Genomic DNA, 21,148 nt, shown 5'->3' on the forward strand with positions numbered 1-21,148 from the left:
GCTACTTTAGCATAGCTACTGGCGTAGGCCACACCCGGAATGTCACGGTTTTTATACGCAACATCAGCGGCTTTCCGGTTTGCGTATCCAGAACGGCGTGTGCGCCCTGGCCTCCGTTACCGACACTCCATCACGCTGCAATACCATCCGCACAGCACCGGATGTGGCCGTATTGAGCAGCCGGCTACCGGCGGACAGATACCGGCCTACCACATCGGGATGGGGATGGCCGAACCTGTGCCGGTAACCTGCGCTGAATACCACCATATCCGGTGCCAATCCCCGCACCCATTGCTCTGAAGACGACGTTATGCTGCCGTGGTGGGGCGCCAGGACAATACGGAAAGCCGCTGCCTCCTGCCGGCGACCCGCAGTGAATCTGTTCTCTGCCCGCCGGGTGATATCCCCGGGCAGAACCACTTCTGCATCTGCGGAGGCAGAGCGGATGGTCAGCACACAAGAAGCGTCGTTACCCTCAACGTTCCCGGGGCTGCGCCAGAACAACAGGTCCAGACTGCCCATTACCATGGGCTCGTGCTGAGCGCAGGATTTTATCGTCACACCGGAAACATCCGCCAGCATGCCGGTCACCCGCTCCGGTTCCCCGGTAATCACCTGCCCCACATCGAAGCTGTCAAACAACTGGAGCAATCCGCCAGCATGGTCGCCGTCGCCATGACTTATGACCAGGGTGTCGATGTGATGAACCCCCAGCTCTCTCAGATTGGGCACCAGCACCGAGTCAACCGCGGAATAGACGCCTTCCAGCGCCGGGCCGGTATCGTATATCAACACCTGTTGCCGATCACGTACCATCACCGAAAGCCCCTGACCGACATCCCACACCCAGAGTTCCGGCACGTCCACCGGGGTATTTCCGGCCCCGCCGGGCACCTCCCTGACCAGCGCTACTGTTGCCCACAAAGCAGCCAGGCCAACGGTGGCCAGGCGAAAACCACGAAATGGCACCAGCAAAGCCACCATGACCACAACAGCCAGCAGCGCAAGTGTCGGCGCACCCAGGCCCGGCATGACCACTTCCATATCAGCCAGGCGGATCAGGCCCTGCCATAGCACACCAAACACCAGGTCAAAAACGCTGATGACGAACTCATCAGCCACCGGCGCCATCGCCATTATCAGCGCCCCAAGCACCAGAACCGGCATGACCACCAGCGATACCCAGGGTATGGCAAACAGGTTGGCCACAAAGCCAACCACAGCCTGGGGCTGGCCAAGCATTTCCAGAATTGGCCAGAGCGCGACAAACACCGCAAGCTGGGCAAGCAGTAACCCACGGAACCATCCGGCCTGGCGCAAACGCAGACTGAACAGGAGTACCAGAACGGAAACCGCTGCGAATGACAGCCAGAAGCCCTGATCCAGGGGTGAAAACGGGTCGCCCAGCAACACCAGAACCAGTGCCCCGAGCAGTCCGGTGAAAGCTCCGGCTCTCCGCGCTCCCAGCAAAACCCAGCCGGCAATGAGCACCATGATCAGCGCCCGCCGGGTAGGCACTGAAAAGCCCGCCGCAAGCGCATAGGCGAAACTGGCAGCGGCGACACAGAAAAAGACGATGCCCCGCAGCCGGCCCGGCGATACCCGGCCCTGTGGCAGGCAGAGCAGTAATCGCCGGCAGACGAAGCCCGCGCCCGCCGCTATCAGCCCCAGGTGCAGTCCGGAAATCGCGACCAGATGTATCGTGCCGGTGGCCTTGAGGACGTCCCAGTGCCGGGGCTCCATGTGCCCACGGTAGCCGATCATCAGAGAGGCAATAAGCGGAAAATGCCTGGCCCTGGCAAGCCGCTCTGAAGCTGCCGCGACAAGACCGTTGCGCCAGCGGTGATAGTGACAGCCGCTACTGCAGTCAACGCTGCTGTCCGCAACCAGATCACGGATAGTGCCGGTGGCGCCGAACCCCTTCCGGTAAAGCCAGGATTCGTAGCGAAACCCCACGGGATTGACGGAGCCATGGGGACGCTTGAGAACCACCTCGAGCCGCAAGCGATGGGGAATGCTGGTTGTCGCCGCTTCGCCATACCAGGCAAGACGGATCTTCTGCGGCAACGATGTTGGCTCCGGAAGTTCAGGACGCCACGGCAGATGCCACTGATCGACACAGAACGCAAAACGGACACTGCTGAAACTGCCGCTGGAGGGAACATCACACACATACCCGGACACTTCCAGAAGCTCCCCTTCCAGACCGGTCGGAAGCATGGACTGCTGACGCATATCAGCCTGCCAGGCCGACCAGAGCATACCGGCCAGACCGCCAGCAACCAATACCGCGACAGTTCTGGATACCGGCTGAGCCGTGGCCATCAGCGTCACGAACGGGACTACCATCGCTGACATCAGCCAGGGCAGAGGTGGTAAGACCGCAAGGCTATACAGTAAGATAACGCCGCTGGCATAGCCCGCGAGGCCAACCCTGGCCATAAAACTTCCGGACAATCCTTGTCCTCCTGATAGTTGGTCCTCCCCGGGCGCCGCACATTCCCGGAAACATCGTCCTGAGCAGGCAGAACTTCCCGATGCCAAAGAAGTTCATGAAACGATATCTACCATCGCCGGAAAAGGTGCGCGCGATTGAATCGCTGCACTTCCTCGGTGATATCCTTCATGAACCCAACCTGTGGCACATCAACCGGCACAGTGTTGCCCGCGCCTTCCTTGTGGGCATTTTCCTGGCCATCATCCCGATGCCTTTCCAGATGCTTGCGGCAACGTTCTTTGCGATCTGGTTCAACGCCAACCTGCCACTGTCAGTGGTACTGGTGTGGATCAGCAATCCGGTGACCATGCCTCCCCTGTTTTACTTCAACTACAAGATCGGGGCCTGGATCCTTGACCGCCCGGTGCTGAATTTCGAGTTCCAGCTGTCCTGGTCCTGGCTCAGCGGGCGGCTCCTCGATATCGGCATCCCCCTGTATCTGGGATCCCTGCTGGTAGCCACCCTGTCGGCATGCCTGGCTTATCTCATCATCCAGTTCCTGTGGCGTCGCAAGGTTCGCTCTGACTGGCAGCAACGCCGATCGACCCGCATCCGCTATCGCCGGCTGGCCAGGCAGGCCCGACAAGAGCGGAATCGTGACAGTCAAAGCTCCTGAAACAGCTCGCCCTGCTCCAGGCGCAACACCCGACCCAGGCTCCTGGCCATTCTCATGTCATGGGTTACAAGAACAAAAGCAATACCAATCTGGTCCCTCAGTGACTCAATCAGGTCACGAACCCCGTCCCCGGTCTGCTCATCCAGATTTCCCGTCGGCTCATCCATCAGCACGCATTCAGGCTCGTTTACCAGTGCCCGGGCAATGGCGACCCGCTGACGCTCGCCACCAGACAGCTCACCGGGCTTGTGGGCCAGACGATGGCCAAGCCCCACACGCTCAAGTATGGCACTGGCCCTGTCCGATGCCGGCTTGACCGCGAGCCCGCCCAGTGCGCATGGCATCATCACGTTTTCAAGCGCGGAAAATTCCGGAAGCAGATGGTGGAACTGGTAGACAAACCCCAGGTGACCGTTACGGAAGCGCGCCCGCCCGGCTTCACTCATGCGGTGGATATCCTGACCACAGATATCAATATGGCCGGAAGAGGGTTTGTCCAGTCCCCCGAGAAGATTCAGCAGCGTCGTCTTGCCGGCGCCACTACTGCCGACAATACCGACAGATTCTCCGGCAGATACCTTCAGCGAAATATCCGAGAATATGGTGAGTTTCCCCGGCCCCTCATTGTAGGTGCGGGTGACCCTGTCACAGTCGATTACCAGAGCTTTTTCCCTGTTCATGGGTGCTGAATCATTCATAACGCAGAGCCTCCGCCGGATCGACGCGGGATGCCCGCCACGCCGGATAAATTGTTGCCAGCAGGCTCAGCGCAAGGCCGGCACCGCTGATAATCCAGACATCCTGCCACTGCAGCTGGGACGGCAGATAGCTGATGAAGTACACGTCTGCACTGAGGAACTGGTGCCCCATGAACTCTTCCAGCCAGGCGATGAATCCACTGATGTTATAGGCGCCAAAAATACCGAGGGCCGTGCCGACGAGCGTACCGGTGATACCGATGACCGCGCCCTGAACAATAAAGATACGCATGATTCTGCCGGGGGTCGCCCCCATGGTTCGCAGAATGGCGATGTCCGCAGTTTTATCGGTAACCACCATCACCAGGGTGGAAACAATGTTGAAGGCCGCCACGGCCACGATAAACATCAGCAGAAGGCCGATCATGGTTTTCTCCATGCGGATGGCCTGGAACAGATTGCCGTGGGTTCGGGTCCAGTCAGAAATGTAATGGCGGCCACTGAGTTCCGTCGCCACGTCCCTGGCGACCCTGGGCGCCTGGAACAGATCGTCCACCAGCAGCCGTACACCCTCGGCCTTGCCACCGGTACGCATAAGCTTCGAGGCGTCATCCATGTGAATCAGGGTGTAGTTGCCATCCAGCTCCGCCCCCACACTGAACACACCCTTGACCGTAAACCGCTTCAGCCGCGGCAGAACGCCGGCGGGTGTCACCGAGGCCTCCGGCAATACCACGGTCACTTTGTCACCAATCTGCAGCCTGAGCGCGGATGCCATCAGTTTGCCGATGATGATCCCGAATTCGCCGGACTTGAGATCATCCAGGCCACCTTCGATCATGTGATCCTCGATGATCGATACACTTCGCTCCTGCTCCGGCAGAATGCCGTTGAGCATAACGCCCCGGACATCGCCGCCACCGGTCACCATACCCTGCCCCTGGATGTAGGGGGCTGCGGCAATCACCGATGGGTGCTGCTCAACCTGGCGATCGACCTCCTGCCAGTCCTGAAGCACACCGGCGGCCTGTATGGTGGCATGGGGTACCATTCCCAGAATGCGCTGCTTCAGCTCACGGTCGAATCCGTTCATCACCGACAGGACGATGATCAGCACCGCAACACCGAGCATCAGCCCGATCATGGAAGTGAGTGATATAAACGAAATGAAGTGGTTGCGTCGTTTGGCTGCCGTATACCGTAAACCGATATACAGTGATAAGGGTCTGAACATTGGGGGGAGCCTGTCGCTGCCTTATGGTCTGTCGAAATTCCTGCCCCCGATACGGGCTGGCAGGAAGCTGCTAAACTTCTATCAGTACACAATAATACCGCGTTATGGAGTCCCGATGTCCGCCACGACACCCCACGATGACCCGGCACAGACCACTTGCGACCGCAGGGACTTCTTCCGTATCAGCGATTATATCGGCCTGGAAATCCGAAAGCTCGATGCTGATAACGCAGACAAAGAGAATCCCTTTAACGGCAGCCACCTGGAAAGCCTGCGATCGGAGCTCAAACGCCTTGATCAGGACGTAAAGGCACAGCTCACCACCCTGGCAGAGCGGGACCGGCTATTGACCTCATTAATCAAGTCCCTCAACGGGAAGCTGGATACGCTGGCGCGCATTATGGCCTTTGAGCAAAATCCGTTGCAACCTGAAGACTGGCAGGACGTCACCCTCAGCGAGGGCGGACTGGCTTTCCATACTGCAACCAACAGCTTCATGATCGATGAGATTCTGGCCCTGAGAATGACGCTGCCTCCGGAACTGTTTCAGCCGGTTGCCATCGCCAAGGTAGTCAGCGTGGAACCTGACGGAAGCCAAGGGGTCAGGGTTCATACCGAGTTTACCGACATCCATGACAGTGACCGCCAACAAATTGCCCGCCATGTGATGCGCTGGCAGATCCGGCAACGGCAAAACCAATAAACTGTCCACAAATCACCGAATCCGGGCTGACATTTGTTAGTCTTTATCGGATATTACGTTTTATCAATGTGATACCAGGGAGCAAGCCACTGATGAACAAACGCACATTAAAAGCAGTCTGTGCCGTTACCGCCCTCACCGCGCTCGCAGCGGGACCTTTCACTGCCGCCACTGCCGAGGAGGTCCGTGTGCCGGTGATGTCGCAGGCCGAGCGCAGCGCCCAGGAAAACCTGCCGCGCACCGGCATGAGCGACGCCAGCGTTCGCAATGGCTGGGGCGAACCCCGGCAAATCACGGGCCCGGTGGGCGACCCGCCCATTTCCCAATGGCATTACGAAGGGTTTGTCGTGTATTTTGAGGACGACAGGGTGATTCACGCGGTGCTCAAGCCCGAACGTTGAAAAATCATTCAATTATGTCCTGACGCAACCCCTCCTGTTCGTTAGAATGTCGGCTTTTGCATGAAAGGTGTTCGCAACTTGACTTCCAGACCTGTGATGCCCGCAGAGTGGGCACCCCAAAGTGCCGTGATGCTGACCTGGCCCCATCCGGGAACCGACTGGAGTGACAGCCTCGCCGAGGTGGAGCCCGTGTTCCTGGACGTTGCCCGTGCCGTGCTCCGCTTCGAGCATGTCGTTCTCAGCTGTGAACATGTGGTCCGGCTGCAGGAACTGGAGCGGGATCTCAACGACTACGCACGGAAGCGGGAACTGCCTGGCCGGGTTGTCGCAGTACCTGCTCCTGCCAATGACACCTGGGCGCGGGACCATGGCCCTATCGCCATTGCAAGCGTGGATGGCCCGGAATTGCTGGACTTCCGGTTTAATGCCTGGGGCGGCAAGTTCCCATGGGAAAAGGACGATGCCCTGAATCGTCACCTGGCAAACTTTGGCAGTTTTGGCACCACCCGCCTGGTACCCGTGGAGTTTGTCCTGGAAGGTGGCTCGATCGAATCCGATGGCCAGGGAACCATACTGACCACCAGTGAATGCCTGTTGACTCCGTCCCGTAATCCGACCATGGACCGGGGCGCCATTGAACACCTGATGGCGGAAACCCTCGGCACCGACCGGGTTCTGTGGCTCAACCATGGCTACCTGGACGGTGATGACACGGACAGCCACATCGATACCCTCGCCCGATTCTGCGCAGCGGATCACATCTGTTATGTCGCCTGCCCCGATGTCAGCGATGAACACTACAGCGCACTGGCGGCCATGGAGGAAGAGCTGCAACAATTCCACCAGGCCAACGGCCAGCCTTACAGACTTACCTCCCTGCCATGGCCTGATGCAATCCACGGCGACGACGGCGAGCGACTGCCGGCAACCTATGCCAATTTCCTGATCATCAATGGTGCTGTTCTGGTGCCGGTCTATGGTGTGCCACAGGATGAAGAGGCCCTGAACATCCTGGCCGGACTATTCCCTGACCGGGAAATGATTCCGGTTAACTGCCGGCCGTTGATCAGGCAACATGGCAGCCTTCATTGCATTACCATGCAGATACCCGCAGGAGTCGTGAAGGCATGAACCGCTCCAACCCGGCCGGTGCTCTGGCCATTGCCGCCATTCAGCAAACATGTGACGCCAGCAAGGACACCAGTCTGGCCACCAGTGAACGCCTGGTCCGCCAGGCAGTGAACGATGGCGCGCAACTGGTGGTGTTACAGGAACTGCACGCCACCCTTTACTTCTGCCAGACCGAGGACACCTCGGTGTTCGAACTGGCCGAACCCATACCGGGCCCCACCAGCGACCGGTTGTCGGCGCTGGCGGCGGAACTTGATATTGTCCTGGTGGGCTCCATCTTCGAGCGGCGGATGAACGGCGTTTACCACAACACCGCCGTGGTGTTCGAGCGGGACGGAAGCATCGCCGGTCTTTACCGCAAGATGCACATTCCGGACGATCCCGGCTTTTATGAGAAATTCTACTTCACCCCCGGCGACGCCAGCTTTAACCATGGCGCCAGTGGCTTCACCCCGATCGACACGTCGGTTGGCCGCCTGGGCGTACTGGTATGCTGGGATCAGTGGTATCCCGAAGCCGCGCGCCTGATGGCTCTGGCCGGTGCCGAGGTGCTCATCTATCCCACTGCCATCGGCTGGGATGTCACTGACGACCCCGATGAACAGGCACGGCAGCTGGAGGCCTGGGTAACAGTTCAGCGTGGCCACGCCGTGGCCAACAACCTGCCCGTTATCGCACCCAACCGCGTTGGCACCGAACCGGACCCTTCCGGGATGTCTGACGGCATCCGCTTCTGGGGCAACAGCTTTATCTGCGGTCCCCAGGGAGAATTCCTGGCGCGGGCCGATGACCACTCGGAAACCATACTGTCCACCATTATCAACCGCTCACGCAGTGAATCGATTCGACGCATCTGGCCGTATTTCAGGGACCGGCGCATCGACGCCTATGGCGACATTCTCAAGCGGGTAAGGGACTGAGCGTTCGATGAAGAAACTGACGGATACGGTTATCCTCGAGCTGAACAGCATACTGCTGGGCAAAGACCATCAGGTTCGCCTGGCGCTCTGCGGCCTCCTGGCGCGGGGACACCTGTTGATTGAAGACATCCCCGGCATGGGCAAGACCACCCTGTCCCACGCCCTGGCCAGAGTCATGGGCCTGAGCTACCAGCGTATCCAGTTCACCAATGACCTGCTCCCGGCAGACGTGCTCGGCTTCTCCATGTACGACAAGGAAGCCGGCAGCCTGGTGTTCCACCCCGGCCCGATTTTCGCTCAGGTTGTTCTGGCCGACGAAATCAACCGCGCCTCCCCCAGAACCCAGAGTGCATTGCTTGAGGCCATGGAAGAGCGGCAGGTATCCATTGAAGGCGAAACCCGGCCGTTACCGCATCCGTTCTTTGTCATCGCCACCCAGAATCCCATTGAACAGGGCGGCACCTATCCACTGCCCGAATCCCAGCTGGACCGCTTCCTCATGCGCATACGCCTGGGCTACCCTGACCCGCGCGCCGAACGAGAACTTCTGGAAGGAGAAGACCGCCGTGTGATGACCGGCCGGCTGCAGTCACTGCTTTCGGCGAAAGACCTGCAGACCCTGCAGGACGCCGTCAACCGCGTTACCACCAGCCCGGCGCTGCTGGATTATGTACAACGGCTGCTGGAACAGAGCCGCAGAATGCCGGGGCTACTCTACGGCCTGTCTCCTCGCGCCGGCCTTGGGCTGGTGCGTGCCGCCAGGGCCTGGGCACTGATGGACAGTCGCCACCACGTACTGCCGGATGACATCCAGGCGGTATTTCCCGCAGTTGCAGAACACCGGCTTGAACAGGGAGAATCCGGAAAGAGCGCTGAACGAATCAGGCAACTTCTGACCTCCGTGTCTGTCATTGAATAAATCGTTAACGAGAGACTTCCAATGAGCGAACCCAAGCACTCCCGACTGATCATCCTCGGCTCCGGTCCGGCCGGCTACACCGCAGCAGTCTACGCGGCCCGCGCCAACCTCGAGCCGACGTTGATCACCGGTATCGAGGTGGGTGGACAACTGACCACCACCACCGACGTGGACAACTGGCCGGGCGATAACGACGGTGTGCAGGGCCCGGAACTGATGCAGCGGATGCTCAAACACGCCGAACGTTTCGAAACCCACGTCGTCTACGACACCATCAACGAAGCCGACCTTCGCAACCGCCCCTTTCGTCTCAAGGGAGACGACGGCGAATACACCTGCGACGCCCTGATCATCGCCACCGGCGCCTCCGCCATGTACCTGGGCCTGGACTCGGAAGAAAAGTTCAAGGGCCAGGGCGTCTCCGCCTGTGCCACCTGTGACGGTTTCTTCTACAAAAAACAGAAAGTCGCCGTCATCGGCGGCGGCAACACCGCCGTTGAAGAAGCCCTGTACCTCTCCAACATCGCCGACGAAGTCACCCTGGTACACCGCCGCGACAGCCTGCGCGCCGAAAAAATCCTGCAGGACAAACTGTTCGAAAAAGCCGAAAACGGCAACGTCAACATCGTCTGGGACCACACCCTTGACGAAGTTCTCGGCGACGCCACCGGCGTCACCGGCATGCGCATCAAAAGCACCAAGGGCGACTCCACCCAGGAAATGGACCTGGCCGGCGTATTCATCGCCATCGGCCACAAACCCAACACCGACCTGTTCGCCGGCCAGCTGGACATGGAAAACGGTTACATCAGAATCCGCTCCGGCCTTGAAGGCATGGCCACCCAGAGCAGCATCCCCGGTGTCTTTGCCGCCGGCGACGTAGCCGATCACGTCTACCGCCAGGCCGTCACCTCCGCAGGCTTCGGCTGCATGGCCGCCCTGGACGCAGAAAAATTCCTGGATCAGGACTGAGTTGCTGCGAATTCAGCAAGAACTTGTGAAGGCAGCTAACTCCCAGTTAGAGCGAGGCCGGGGGCGCCAACCTTCTGGAACTGTGCGGAGCCAGGGATGGCGGAGCTCAAGCGTCACAGGGATGTGCTTGAGCGTGTTCCAGAAGGTTGGTGACCCCGGCCGACACCACCAACACGCGAGCCCTAACTCCGGACCCAGATGACCTCACTACCCTGGCTAAACCAAGACCACCTCTGGTTCCCCCCCGCCGAACAGGCCCTCGACGACCCCGACGGACTGCTGGCCCTGGGCGGCGACCTCTCCACCGAACGGCTCAAACTGGCCTATCGCAGCGGCATCTTCCCCTGGTTCAGCGACGACCAGCCCATACTCTGGTGGTCCCCCGACCCCCGATGCGTGCTTTTTCCGGAGGAAATCCACGTTTCCAGAAGCCTGCGGCGCACGCTCAACAGCGGCTACTTTACCATCACCGCCGACAAGGCCTTCCCCCGGGTTATCCGCCTGTGCGCCAACACCCGCGCCGAAGGCACCTGGATCACCCGGGACATGATCGACAGCTACAGCCAACTGCACAAAGAGGGTGTGGCTCACTCCATTGAAGCCTGGAATCCCGGCGGAGAGCTGGTGGGCGGAATGTACGGGCTGGCCATCGGCCGCTGCTTTTTCGGCGAGTCCATGTTTTCCCTGGAAACCAACGCCTCGAAAGTCCTTATGGTCCACCTGGCCAATCAGCTCAGACTGTGGGGCTACCGCATAATGGACTGTCAGGTGGAAAGCAGCCACCTGCTCAGAATGGGGGCCCGCTGTATTCCCCGCAGCGAATTTTTATCTATACTCAGGACATGTGTCGACAGTAGTCCGGACCACACTCACTGGGACTTCCAGTGGCAGTGGCCGGGCCCGGAGGTGTGAATGAGCAATCTCAGGACCCTGGTATTTTTTGCCACGCCGGCCCATGACTGCAGCTACCTGCCCGATCGCGAAGCGACCACCATGTTCGTCGATCCGCGGGCCCATGTTGACAAGCGGTTGTACAGCCAGTTGACGGCATTAGGGTTCCGCCGCAGCGGCTCCCATTATTACCGCCCACACTGCGAAAACTGCAACGCCTGCGTTGCGGTCAGATTGAAAGTGGATCAGTTCCAGCCCGACCGCAGCCAGCGCAGGGTGATAAAAAAGAATGCGGATCTTGACTGTAAAATGGTGCGTGCCAGCTTCTCCGAGCGCTATTACCGTCTTTACGCCCATTACATTGAACAGCGGCACGCCGATGGAGACATGTATCCGCCGTCGCGGGAACAGTTCATGTCTTTCCTGGTGGAGGGCGCTACCGACTCCTGGTTCGTTGAAATAATGGATGGCGAAAAGCTGGTCGGCCTGGCCGCTGTGGACAGGCTTGATGAGGGGCTTTCGGCCATCTACACGGTATTTGACCCGGCATACGAGCACCGCAGCCTGGGCACATTTGCGGTACTATGGCAGATTGAAGAAGCAAAGCGGTTGGGACTTCCCCACCTGTATCTGGGTTACTGGATCGAGGAATGCCGGAAAATGAACTATAAAACCCGTTTCCGCCCCATCGAAGCCCTGCAAGACGGACAGTGGCGGACGATGGAGGTTAACTGATTTTGCCAAATGGCGACAAATCAGGCAGAATTGCGCAATTTAAAATCACAGCAAGCCAATTTACGAGGTTTTTACTGAATGGCAAAGTCAGATGCTATTGAAATGGAAGGCGTTATTGTAGACACGCTTCCTAACACCATGTTCCGCGTTGAACTTGAAAACGGTCATGTTGTTACCGCTCACATCTCGGGCAAGATGCGAAAGAACTATATCCGTATCCTGACAGGGGACAAGGTCAAGGTCGAACTCACTCCTTACGACCTGAGCAAGGGACGCATCGTTTACCGCGCCCGTTAATTGCCCTTTTGGCCATAACAATAGCGGCCTCAAAAAAATGACATGAAAAAGCCCCGGCATTTCTACCGGGGCTTTTTCAACGGGCCAGCCAGATCGGCTTCAGTCTCTAAACCGCCTCGGCCGGCTCGTCCTCGTACTCGAAATGCAGTTCATCGTCCTTGAGATGAATGTACACATCACCACCATGTTCCGACAGGCGTCCGAACAGGATCTGCTCTGCCAGAGGCCGCTTGATCTTGTCCTGGATCAGGCGGGCCATCGGGCGCGCGCCCATGGTGACATCGTAGCCTTTCTCTGCCAGCCATTCCTTCGCATCGTCGTCCACATGTAGCACCACATGCTTCTCATCCAGTTGGGCCTGCAGTTCTGTGAGGAACTTGTCCACCACGTGGGTGATGGTGCCCGGCTGGAGGTCGCCGAACTGGATAATGCCATCCAGGCGGTTGCGGAACTCCGGAGTGAAGGTCTTGGAGATAATCTCCATACCATCGCTGCTGTGGTCCTGCTCACTGAAGCCAATGGAACGGCGGGCCATGCTCTCGGCTCCGGCGTTGGTGGTCATCACCAGGATCACATGGCGGAAGTCCGCCTTGCGGCCGTTATTGTCCGTCAGCGTGCCGTGGTCCATCACCTGCAGCAGCAGGTTGAAGACTTCCGGGTGTGCCTTTTCAATCTCGTCCAGCAACAATACACAGTGCGGGTGCTTGCTCACGGATTCCGTCAGCAGACCGCCCTGATCGTATCCCACATAGCCCGGTGGCGCACCGATCAGCCTGGACACGGTATGGCGCTCCATGTATTCCGACATGTCGAAACGCACCAGCTCTATGCCCAGCACCTTGGCAAGCTGTTTGGTGACTTCGGTCTTGCCCACACCCGTGGGGCCGGCAAACAGGAAGGCACCTTCCGGCTTCTCCGGTGCCTTCAGGCCGGCACGGGCCAGCTTGATGGCGGTGGACAGTGACTCGATGGCCGGATCCTGGCCAAAGACCACCATCTTGAGATCCCGCTCCAGATTGCGGAGCAGATCCTTGTCGCTGGTGGACACATTCTTCGGCGGAATGCGGGCGATGTTAGCGACCACATCCTCGATTTCCGACACGTCGAGGGTTTTCTTGCGCTTGGCAATCGGTAGCAGGCGCTGGTGCGCGCCGGCTTCATCGATGACATCAATGGCCTTGTCAGGCAGATGACGATCGGTGATATAACGCTCCGACAGTTCTGCAGCCACGCGCAACGCCTGGTCGGTGTACTTCAGATCGTGGTGCTTCTCGAAGTGGGGCTTCAGCCCCCTGAGGATCTGGTAGGTATCCTCGACGCTGGGCTCGTTGACATCGATTTTCTGGAAGCGACGGGCCAGCGCGCTGTCTTTCTCGAAGATGCCACGGAATTCCTGGAAGGTAGTGGAACCGATGCAGCGGATTTCCCCCGAGCTCAACATGGGTTTGAGCAGGTTGGAGGCATCCATGACACCGCCCGATGCGGACCCGGCACCGATAATGGTGTGGATCTCGTCAATAAACAGGATCGCGTGCTTCTCTTTCTTGAGTTCGGCAAGCAGGCCTTTCAGACGCTTCTCGAAATCGCCCCGGTACTTGGTGCCGGCCAGCAAGGCACCCAGATCCAGTGAGTAGACGACGGCGTCCGAAATAATATCCGGCACCTGGCCATCCACGATGCGTTTGGCAAGGCCCTCGGCAATCGCTGTCTTGCCCACGCCGGCCTCGCCCACCAGCAGTGGGTTGTTCTTGCGACGGCGCACCAGGATCTGCACCACCCGCTCCACCTCGTGTTCACGGCCGATCAGGGGATCAATACGACCCTGACGGGCCTGCTCGTTGAGGTTGGTTGCATAGCTTTCAAGCGGGCGCGAGGCACCGCCTTCCTCTCCGGCTTCCTCGTGCGAAGCCTGGTCAGGACTTTCCTGATCCTCGGCGCCCTGAACGCGGGAGATGCCGTGGGAAACAAAATTGACCACGTCGATACGGGCGATGCTCTGCTTCTTGAGCACATAGACCGCCTGACTTTCCTGTTCACTGAAGATGGCTACCAGCACGTTGGCACCGGTTACCTCTTTCTTGCCAGAGGATTGCACGTGAAAGACAGCGCGTTGCAGAACGCGCTGGAATCCGAGCGTGGGTTGCGTTTCCCGCTCACTATCGTTACTGGGGATCAGTGGTGTAGTTGAGTCCACAAACTCAACAAGTTCTTCCTGAAGCCGGGCCAGATCTGCACCGCATGCTTTCAGGACGCCCACTGCCGAATCGTTATCGAGCAGGGCCAGCAAAAGATGCTCGACGGTCATGAATTCATGACGCTTGTCGCGGGCACTTTTGAAGGCCGTATTCAGTGTAATTTCAAGATCTTTGCTCAGCATGGGCCACCCCAACGTCTATCAGTCTGCACGTTCAATCTCGCAAAGGAGGGGATGCTCGCATTCCGAAGAATACTGGTTCACCTGTGCCGCCTTTGTTTCCGCGATGTCCCGGGTATATACCCCGCATACCGCCTTTCCCTGGGTATGGACGAGCAGCATCACCTGCGTCGCCTTTTCTTCGTTCATTCCAAAGAACGTCATCAACACCTCCACGACAAAATCCATGGGTGTGTAATCATCATTCAGAAGCAGCACCCTGAAGCGTGCCGGACGCTTGAGAGCAGGCTTCTCGGGAGCAACACTGACGTCGTCCTGACGCCCGGGTTGATCGTCTTCCCCCTGATTTAATACTAGTAGAGAATTCTGGATAGTTCGCATGATTCTTTACCGGAAATCGGTGCCTCTTTCTAAAGATGGTTGTCCGCCGCCCGCTTTTCAAGGTGCTTGGCAAAACCGGGCCTGCGCTGATTATCAATCTGGTCACGATACAGGATACAGGCTACCCCCTCGATTCAACCATACATTCCCGCTATAACTGCTATTGACTCTAAATGAATATTGGTCAACAGTGATATTGCAATGTAAAAAATTGTAAATTGGCGTAAGGGGTTTGTTACACACGCCTGTGATTGACCTACTTCCGTGCAAGGCAGACGCTCGGCAAAATTGTCATCAACAAAGACACTGACAGTGAAAGAACAGGGGAGTTCAACATGCCAAGAGGCAAAGTGAAGTGGTTCAACAATGCCAAGGGTTATGGCTTCATTATCGAGGAAGGCTGCAGTGATGATCTGTTTGCCCATTTCTCTTCAGTGCAAATGGACGGTTACAAGACCTTGAAAGCCGGCCAGCCTGTCACTTTTGACAAAAAACCGAGTGACAAGGGTGTTCACGCCGTCAACATTGTCCCTGAAGAGCAGCCGAAGAAGCAGGATTCGCCGGAAAGCAGCGCGGAACCGAAGCCAGCTATCAGCGATGCCGGCGAAAATCAGGGCGCTGATTATCCGGGCCAGCCTCGTACCGCGAGTGGCTGATTAATCGGTTGTCGTAACCGACAATGCCTGGCAGCTGTACCACCGGAACTGCCAGGTAAAGGCCTCCTCTTGCTGAGAGTGGGACGGAGCCCTGTGTTCTCCGGTTTGCTCGAATCGCTCTGTTCCCCGCCTGTTTCTGGCATACTATCGGCTTTAATCCTGCACTGAAGGTTATACGCCGCAATGGCAACGTTGATCCTGTTCAATAAGCCTTTCCAGGTTCTGTGCCAGTTCAGCGATGAAAAGGGCGACGCTAACGGCGAACGCCGCTTCACGCTCGCGAACTGGATCACCATCCCTGCTGTTTACCCCGCCGGACGCCTGGACTTTGATTCCGAGGGGCTCTTGCTGCTGACGGATGATGGCCAGTTGCAGCACCGGATTGCCTCGCCCCGCCTAAAAATGCCGAAAACCTATTGGGTTCAGGTTGAAGGCGAAATGACCCCGGCAGCGCTGAATAAACTACGTGAAGGCGTCGTACTGAAAGATGGCAAAACCCGCCCGGCGGACGTCTCAGTCATGGAGCCGCCCGACATCTGGCCCAGAAACCCGCCTGTCCGTTACCGGGCGTCGATTCCCACCAGCTGGATCAGAATCACCATTACCGAAGGCAGGAACCGGCAGGTCCGGCGAATGACTGCTGCGGTGGGCTTCCCTACCCTGCGGCTGGTTCGTTATGGTATCGGAGACTGGACCCTGAACGGGCTTTCGCCCGGGGAGTTCCGGACAATAACTGTTCATGCGCCGGCAGCAGCAACGACTGAATCCGTGCGCAAGCCTTCAAAATTTCACAAACACTCATCCCGGAGACGCCCTCGCCCATGACCTGGACACCCCACGCCACCGTCGCTGTTATTGTCGAAGATGACCAGGGCCGCTTTCTGCTGGTAGAAGAGTTCAGTCACGGTCAGGTGGTGTTCAACCAGCCCGCCGGACATGTGGAGGAAGGCGAGAAGATTATCGATGCCGTGCTCAGGGAAACCCTGGAGGAAACGGGCTGGACGGTGGAACCGCAACACTTTCTCGGAATATACACCTACAAGGCGCCGGCCAATGGTGTGACCTACTATCGCTTCTGCTTTTCCGCCAAAGCCCTGGACAGGGTCACCCAGCAACTCGATGACGGTATCATCGCCGCCCACTGGCTGACACCGGATGAAATCAGGCAGCGGTCAGAGAAGCTTCGCAGTCCGCTGGTGATGCAGTGCATAGACGATTACCGAAACGGACGTCGCTTTCCCCTGGATGTCATTGTCGAGCCGCAGACGTAAGCGGGCTTAAATGCTAGAATCCGCCCCTTTGAACCCGACAGACCCAGACATGACTAAAGCACCAGAAAATACCCGAGTGATTGTCGGCATGTCCGGCGGCGTAGACTCTTCCGTGGCAGCCTGGCTCCTGAAAGATCAGGGCTACCGGGTGGAAGGGCTGTTCATGAAGAACTGGGACGAGGACGACGGTACCGAATACTGCACCGCCATGACCGACCTGGCGGATGCGCGGGCGGTTGCGGATGCTATCGGAATCACCCTGCACACCGCCAGCTTTGCCGCAGAATACTGGGACCGGGTCTTTGAACACTTTCTGTCTGAATACAGGGCCGGCCGGACCCCGAACCCGGACATCCTGTGCAACAAGGAAGTGAAGTTCCGCGCTTTTCTCGACTACGCCATCACCCTGGGCGCCGATTACATTGCCACCGGCCATTACACCCGCCGGAGGCCACTGAATGATGGTAGTGGAAGGGCTGAACTGCTCAAGGGGCTGGATCCCAACAAGGACCAGAGCTACTTCCTGCACGCGGTTTCCGGCGAGCGCATCGCCCGCACCCTGTTTCCGGTGGGGGAGCTGGAAAAGCCGGAAGTTCGCCGCATTGCCGCGGAACAGGGCTTCATTACCCATGACAAAAAGGATTCCACTGGCATCTGCTTCATCGGCGAGCGCAAATTCCGGGATTTCCTGAAACAGTACATCCCTGCGCAGCCCGGCAATATCGAAACGCCCGACGGGCAGGTCATTGGCCGCCACCAGGGCCTGATGTATCACACCATTGGCCAGCGCCAGGGGCTGGGTATCGGCGGCCTGAGCGAGTTTGGTGACCAGCCCTGGTACGTGGCGGAAAAAGATCTCTCCCGTAATGTATTGATTGCCGTTCAGGGCAAGCACCACCCGCTGCTGTTTTCCCGCGGGCTGCTCAGTGGGCCGGCAGACTGGATTGCCGGTGCGCCGCCGGCGGCGGAATTCCGCTGCAAGGCCAAGACCCGTTACCGCCAGCCGGATCAGGACTGCGTAGTGACCGCATTGGACAGCGGATTCAAGGTAGTGTTTGACGAGGCCCAGAGGGCCGTCACACCTGGTCAGTCCGTGGTCTTCTATGAGGGTGAAGTCTGCCTTGGCGGTGGCGTTATCGAACAGACCTGGCGGGATGGCGACGAGGAACCAACAGTGACTGTCAGCAGGGCAGAGGGAGCCGGCGCATGAGCCGATCGATACACGACCAGACTCTTGCCCTGGCGGGGGTGTTTCAGGCCTCGGCACTGGTGCAGCAAGTGGCCCACTCCGGGCAATGTGCGGAGTCCAGCTTTGAAACCTGCATGCGCTCCCTGTTCGCCACACAACCGGAAACCACCCTCGATGTGTATGGCGGCGAACTGAAAGATCTGCGTGAAGGCCTGTCCACGCTGGCCAGCGTTCTCAGCCAACAGAGCAGGCAGCAGGATATTGAAGTGCTGCGTTATGCCCTGAATCTGATCAACCTGTCGTCAAAGCTGCGTCGTAACAGCGACATGCTGGATGTGATTGGGAGCCGGATAGACCAGGCACGGCATACCGCCAGCCATTTCGGATACAGCCACGGCAACCTGATTGCCAACGTGGCTTCCATTTACACAGACACCATCAGCACCTTCCGCCAGCGTATCCACGTCACTGGTGAGCCCACCATTCTCCAGCGCGAGGAAAACGCCGCCAAAGTACGTGCTTTGCTGCTGGCCGGCGTGCGTTCCTCAATACTCTGGCACCAGACCGGCGGACGGCGCTGGCAGCTCATTTTCAACCGCCGCAAGGTGATCATGACCGCCCGCGAGCTTGCGGAGAAGGCAAACCGGTCGGTTTACGACTGATTCCCGATCGCCGCTGGTGTATCATACCGTCCCCCAATTATTCTTTTGCCCATTCTCTGATGATTTGAGAGGTTTTCGATGGAACTCAACGCCCTGACCGCCATTTCCCCTGTCGATGGACGCTATGGCAGCAAAGTCAGCGTTTTCCGTGACATTTTCAGTGAATATGGCCTGATCAGGAACCGTGTGACCGTCGAACTCCGTTGGCTGCAGAAGCTGGCTGCTCACCCCGGCATCACCGAAGTGCCGGCCCTGTCCCCTGAAGCCAACCAGTTTCTGGACAGCATGGTCGCCGGCTTCAGCCTGGCGGATGCCGAGCGGATCAAGGGCATTGAGCGCACCACCAATCACGACGTCAAAGCGGTGGAATACTTCATCAAGCAAAAGATCGCAGACGTTCCTGAACTGCACGCGGTGACTGAATTCGTGCATTTTGCCTGTACTTCAGAGGACATCAACAACCTGTCTCACGCGTTGATGCTGCGTGAAGGCCTGGACCATGGCCTGTTTCCAGCCATGGACAGGATTGTGGACCGGCTCGCTGAGCTGGCCCATGAACACGCCGCCCAGCCCATGCTGTCCCGCACCCATGGCCAGACCGCATCGCCGTCAACCGTGGGCAAGGAACTGGCCAACGTGGTTTATCGCCTGCGCCGCCAGATGAAGCAGATTCGCGCTGTGGAACTGATGGGCAAGATCAACGGCGCTGTGGGCAACTACAATGCCCATCTCTCGTCCTATCCATCCATCGACTGGGCTGCCAGTGCCAAAGACTTCGTTGAGAGCCTGGGCCTGGACTGGAATCCGTATACCACGCAAATCGAGCCCCACGATTACATCGCCGAGCTCTACGATGCCATTGCCCGCTTCAACACCATCCTGATCGATCTGGACCGGGATATCTGGGGCTACATTTCCCTGGGCTATTTCAAACAGAAAACCGTGGAAGGCGAAGTGGGTTCGTCCACCATGCCCCACAAGGTCAACCCCATCGATTTCGAGAACTCCGAGGGCAATCTGGGCATTGCCAATGCCCTGTTCAGCCACCTGTCCGCCAAGCTGCCGATTTCCCGCTGGCAACGTGACCTCACCGACTCCACGGTGCTGCGCAACCTCGGCGTCGGTTTTGCTCACAGTCTGATTGCCTATGAGGCAACCCTGAAAGGCCTGAGCAAGCTGGAAATCAACCCTGCAAGGCTTGACGAAGACCTGAACCACGCCTGGGAAGTCCTGGCAGAGCCTATCCAGACTGTTATGCGCCGCTACAGCATCGACAAGCCCTACGAGAAACTCAAGGCGCTGACCCGCGGCAAGGCCATGACGCCGGATGTAATCAAGGCCTTTGTGGACTCTCTGGATATTCCCGATACTGCCAAAACAGAACTCATGGAACTCACTCCGGGCACGTACATTGGCAACGCCACCCAACAGGCACAGGATATCTGAATGAAACTGCCCGGCGGAATGCCCGCGGAAGAATTCCTGCGGGATTACTGGCAGAAAAAGCCTCTGGTGATCCGCCAGGCATTTCCGGGCTTTGAATGCCCGGTGTCGGCAGACGAACTGGCCGGGCTGGCCTGCGAAGAAGCAGTCGAATCCCGCATCGTGATCGAGAATGACAACGGCAAACCCTGGCAGTTGCATAATGGTCCCTTTGAGCCCGAGCGCTTCGGCAAACTGCCGCAAAGTCACTGGACACTCCTGGTGCAGGGCCTTGATCACTGGGTTCCTGACATCGCGGACCTGCTGGATGAATTCCGTTTTGTGCCCAACTGGCGTCTGGATGACATTATGGCCAGTTATGCGCCGGAAGGCGGCAGCGTGGGGCCCCATTACGACCAGTACGACGTCTTCCTGCTGCAGGCCCAGGGGCATCGGCGATGGACATTCGGTGGCCACTGCGATCACACCTCTCCCCGTGTGGACGGTACACCGTTGCGTATTCTCAGCGGTTGGGACGGCGAAGAGACTGTGATCCTGGCACCCGGTGACATGCTCTACCTGCCACCCGGCATTGGCCATCACGGCGTTGCCGAGGATGACTGTATTACCCTGTCCGTCGGCTTTCGGGCACCCACCATTGACGATGTGCTTACCGGATTCACCGACTTCCTCTGCAGCCAGTCCGATGCCTCGGAGCACCTCGATGATCCTGACCTGACAGTGCAGGAGAATCCCGGCATCATTGCTCCCAAGGTGATCGACCGCCTTGAGGGCGTGATTCGTGAAAAACTCACCGATAAACGCCAGCTGGCGCTCTGGTTCGGCCAGTACGCCACGGTTCCCAAGAGTCTTGATATTGTGGTACCGGCGGAGGAACCGGTAACACCAGCCTTGCTCAGTGAGTGGATTGCAGCCGGCAACCTGTTACGCTGGAATGAAGGCTCGCGTTTCGCCTACCATGAGTTTGCTGAGGATACGGCACTGTTCGTGGATGGCGAGCAGTTCCTGCTGCGGGGCGACGCCCGGCCGCTGGCCCCGCTGCTCTGTGCCGGCGCCCGGCTGGACATGGCAGCGCTGGCTGAATTTGTCGGCGATGAGGCGATCTGTGGGCTATTGAGTAACCTCGTCAACCAGGGTTCATTGTATTTCGAGTGACAC

22 protein-coding genes are annotated in these 21,148 nt (G+C 58.4%); 17 read left to right on the forward strand and 5 right to left on the reverse strand.

Features of this window, described 5'->3' with window-relative positions; genetic code table 11:
• Positions 1–63 precede the first annotated feature (63 nt).
• Positions 64–2,457 carry a DNA internalization-related competence protein ComEC/Rec2 gene (locus DIT72_RS09985; protein WP_135955088.1) on the reverse strand — a complete coding sequence of 798 codons (2,394 nt, stop codon included), beginning with the start codon at positions 2,455–2,457 and terminating at the stop codon, positions 64–66.
• An 80-nt stretch (positions 2,458–2,537) separates the two neighbouring features.
• Here DIT72_RS09985 and DIT72_RS09990 point away from each other — a divergent pair, with 80 nt between their 5' ends.
• Complete coding sequence (locus DIT72_RS09990; RefSeq protein ID WP_135955089.1) at positions 2,538–3,113, forward strand: DUF2062 domain-containing protein; 576 nt, start codon at positions 2,538–2,540, stop codon at positions 3,111–3,113.
• On the opposite strand, the gene DIT72_RS09995 is transcribed toward DIT72_RS09990, so the two are convergent.
• Both DIT72_RS09995 and DIT72_RS10000 read right to left on the reverse strand, forming a co-directional pair.
• Entirely contained in the window at positions 3,101–3,811 is a 711-nt protein-coding gene (locus tag DIT72_RS09995; protein WP_135955090.1) for an ABC transporter ATP-binding protein, read from the reverse strand. The genes DIT72_RS09990 and DIT72_RS09995 overlap by 13 nt on opposite strands.
• Positions 3,804–5,045 (reverse strand): lipoprotein-releasing ABC transporter permease subunit, encoded by a 1,242-nt coding sequence (locus DIT72_RS10000; protein ID WP_135955091.1) that lies wholly within the window; start codon positions 5,043–5,045, stop codon positions 3,804–3,806. The genes DIT72_RS09995 and DIT72_RS10000 overlap by 8 nt, the downstream gene beginning before the upstream one ends.
• A 115-nt stretch (positions 5,046–5,160) precedes the next feature.
• Between DIT72_RS10000 and DIT72_RS10005 the strand changes: the two genes are divergently transcribed.
• The 9 genes from DIT72_RS10005 (at position 5,161) to infA (ending at position 12,014) form a co-directional block, all read left to right on the forward strand.
• Positions 5,161–5,748: a PilZ domain-containing protein gene (locus DIT72_RS10005; protein ID WP_135955092.1), complete on the forward strand. Its 588-nt coding sequence runs from the start codon at positions 5,161–5,163 to the stop codon at positions 5,746–5,748.
• Between the two features lie 92 nt (positions 5,749–5,840).
• Positions 5,841–6,149, forward strand: a complete 309-nt coding sequence (locus DIT72_RS10010; protein ID WP_135955093.1) for a hypothetical protein — start codon at positions 5,841–5,843, stop codon at positions 6,147–6,149.
• 96 nt (positions 6,150–6,245) lie between these two features.
• The gene (locus DIT72_RS10015) at positions 6,246–7,280 is read left to right on the forward strand and encodes an agmatine deiminase family protein (protein WP_135955165.1); all 1,035 of its coding nucleotides are present in this window, start codon (positions 6,246–6,248) and stop codon (positions 7,278–7,280) included.
• The gene (locus tag DIT72_RS10020; protein ID WP_135955094.1) at positions 7,277–8,200 is read left to right on the forward strand and encodes a carbon-nitrogen hydrolase; all 924 of its coding nucleotides are present in this window, start codon (positions 7,277–7,279) and stop codon (positions 8,198–8,200) included. The genes DIT72_RS10015 and DIT72_RS10020 overlap by 4 nt, the downstream gene beginning before the upstream one ends.
• Positions 8,201–8,207: 7 nt before the next feature.
• Complete coding sequence (locus DIT72_RS10025) at positions 8,208–9,119, forward strand: AAA family ATPase (protein ID WP_135955095.1); 912 nt, start codon at positions 8,208–8,210, stop codon at positions 9,117–9,119.
• A 21-nt stretch (positions 9,120–9,140) separates the two neighbouring features.
• On the forward strand, positions 9,141–10,091 hold the full coding sequence (trxB, locus tag DIT72_RS10030; protein WP_135955096.1) for a thioredoxin-disulfide reductase: 951 nt from the start codon (positions 9,141–9,143) through the stop codon (positions 10,089–10,091).
• Positions 10,092–10,289: 198 nt separating this feature from the next.
• Positions 10,290–11,003: a leucyl/phenylalanyl-tRNA--protein transferase gene (aat, locus tag DIT72_RS10035; RefSeq protein WP_135955097.1), complete on the forward strand. Its 714-nt coding sequence runs from the start codon at positions 10,290–10,292 to the stop codon at positions 11,001–11,003.
• On the forward strand, positions 11,004–11,717 hold the full coding sequence (locus tag DIT72_RS10040; protein ID WP_135955098.1) for an arginyltransferase: 714 nt from the start codon (positions 11,004–11,006) through the stop codon (positions 11,715–11,717).
• 78 nt (positions 11,718–11,795) lie between these two features.
• The gene (gene infA / locus DIT72_RS10045; RefSeq protein WP_114613076.1) at positions 11,796–12,014 is read left to right on the forward strand and encodes a translation initiation factor IF-1; all 219 of its coding nucleotides are present in this window, start codon (positions 11,796–11,798) and stop codon (positions 12,012–12,014) included.
• Between the two features lie 106 nt (positions 12,015–12,120).
• Here the strand turns inward: infA and clpA are convergent, their stop codons facing one another.
• The gene (gene clpA / locus DIT72_RS10050) at positions 12,121–14,391 is read right to left on the reverse strand and encodes an ATP-dependent Clp protease ATP-binding subunit ClpA (protein ID WP_135955099.1); all 2,271 of its coding nucleotides are present in this window, start codon (positions 14,389–14,391) and stop codon (positions 12,121–12,123) included.
• A gap of 18 nt (positions 14,392–14,409) precedes the next feature.
• Positions 14,410–14,769 (reverse strand): ATP-dependent Clp protease adapter ClpS, encoded by a 360-nt coding sequence (gene clpS, locus DIT72_RS10055; RefSeq protein ID WP_135955100.1) that lies wholly within the window; start codon positions 14,767–14,769, stop codon positions 14,410–14,412.
• Positions 14,770–15,104: 335 nt separating this feature from the next.
• Between clpS and DIT72_RS18510 the strand changes: the two genes are divergently transcribed.
• The 7 genes from DIT72_RS18510 (at position 15,105) to DIT72_RS10090 (ending at position 21,145) form a co-directional block, all read left to right on the forward strand.
• Positions 15,105–15,425 (forward strand): cold shock domain-containing protein, encoded by a 321-nt coding sequence (locus DIT72_RS18510; RefSeq protein WP_323053139.1) that lies wholly within the window; start codon positions 15,105–15,107, stop codon positions 15,423–15,425.
• Between the two features lie 183 nt (positions 15,426–15,608).
• The gene (locus tag DIT72_RS10065) at positions 15,609–16,250 is read left to right on the forward strand and encodes a pseudouridine synthase (RefSeq protein WP_135955102.1); all 642 of its coding nucleotides are present in this window, start codon (positions 15,609–15,611) and stop codon (positions 16,248–16,250) included.
• Complete coding sequence (locus DIT72_RS10070; protein ID WP_135955103.1) at positions 16,247–16,696, forward strand: NUDIX hydrolase; 450 nt, start codon at positions 16,247–16,249, stop codon at positions 16,694–16,696. The genes DIT72_RS10065 and DIT72_RS10070 overlap by 4 nt, the downstream gene beginning before the upstream one ends.
• 49 nt (positions 16,697–16,745) lie before the next feature.
• Positions 16,746–17,906, forward strand: coding sequence for a tRNA 2-thiouridine(34) synthase MnmA (gene mnmA / locus DIT72_RS10075; protein ID WP_135955104.1), 1,161 nt, complete (start codon positions 16,746–16,748; stop codon positions 17,904–17,906).
• Entirely contained in the window at positions 17,903–18,547 is a 645-nt protein-coding gene (gene hflD / locus DIT72_RS10080; protein ID WP_135955105.1) for a high frequency lysogenization protein HflD, read from the forward strand. The genes mnmA and hflD overlap by 4 nt, the downstream gene beginning before the upstream one ends.
• Before the next feature lie 78 nt (positions 18,548–18,625).
• Positions 18,626–19,993, forward strand: coding sequence for an adenylosuccinate lyase (gene purB / locus DIT72_RS10085; protein WP_135955106.1), 1,368 nt, complete (start codon positions 18,626–18,628; stop codon positions 19,991–19,993).
• A complete protein-coding gene (locus DIT72_RS10090; RefSeq protein WP_135955107.1) occupies positions 19,994–21,145 on the forward strand; it encodes a cupin domain-containing protein in 1,152 nt (383 codons plus the stop codon).
• Positions 21,146–21,148 lie beyond the last annotated feature (3 nt).

Source organism: Marinobacter orientalis, from assembly GCF_004792665.1.
GTDB lineage: Bacteria > Pseudomonadota > Gammaproteobacteria > Pseudomonadales > Oleiphilaceae > Marinobacter > Marinobacter orientalis.